A 546-nucleotide genomic window follows, 5' to 3' on the forward strand; every position below is an offset into this window, starting at 1 on the left:
TCACCGGGCTGTCCACCGCGTCGGCGGCCTGCATGATGGCGTGGATCTGTTCCATGTTGTTGACGTTGAACGCCGGCAGGCCGTAGCCATTCTCGGCGGCGTGGTCCAGCAGTTGACGCAGGGATACCAAAGCCATTTTTCTCTCCTCATATTTCCCGGGCGTCCGGTGAGGGCCGGCACCCGGTTTTGTTGATGATTTGCGTGTTCATCGCTCTACAGAAAACTGAAGCTATAAAAAGCTGAACAGTGACGATTTGAATTTGTAGTTGCGGATCACGGTGGCTTCCAACTGATTCTCGTCTGCCTGCTGGTGATAACTGGTCAGCACCTTGACCTCATTCTTCGACCCCAGGATCACCGGCACGCGCTGATGCAAGGCCTCGGGCGTGAGGTCGAGGATGCGGCTGCGCCCGGTCGAACTCGCGCCACCCGCCTGTTCGACGATGAAGCTCATCGGGTTGGCTTCGTACAACAGGCGCAGCTTGCCGCCCTGGTCTTTCAGCTTGCTGTCCAGCGGGTACATGAAGAGACCGCCGCGGATCAGGA

The 546-nt window shown here is 58.2% G+C and carries 1 protein-coding gene and 1 pseudogene; both read right to left on the bottom strand.

Annotated features, from left to right (window positions below):
- Nucleotides 1–136, bottom strand: a 136-nt coding sequence (locus tag A7976_RS14710; protein ID WP_205633452.1) for a class II fructose-bisphosphate aldolase, incomplete at its 3' end; no start/stop codon positions are given.
- A gap of 168 nt (nt 137–304) precedes the next feature.
- Nucleotides 305–546 (bottom strand): annotated as a pseudogene (locus A7976_RS04200) (fructose-bisphosphatase class I); the annotation flags it as partial.

The organism is Methylobacillus sp. MM3 (assembly GCF_001645185.1).
Classification (GTDB): Bacteria; Pseudomonadota; Gammaproteobacteria; order Burkholderiales; family Methylophilaceae; genus MM2.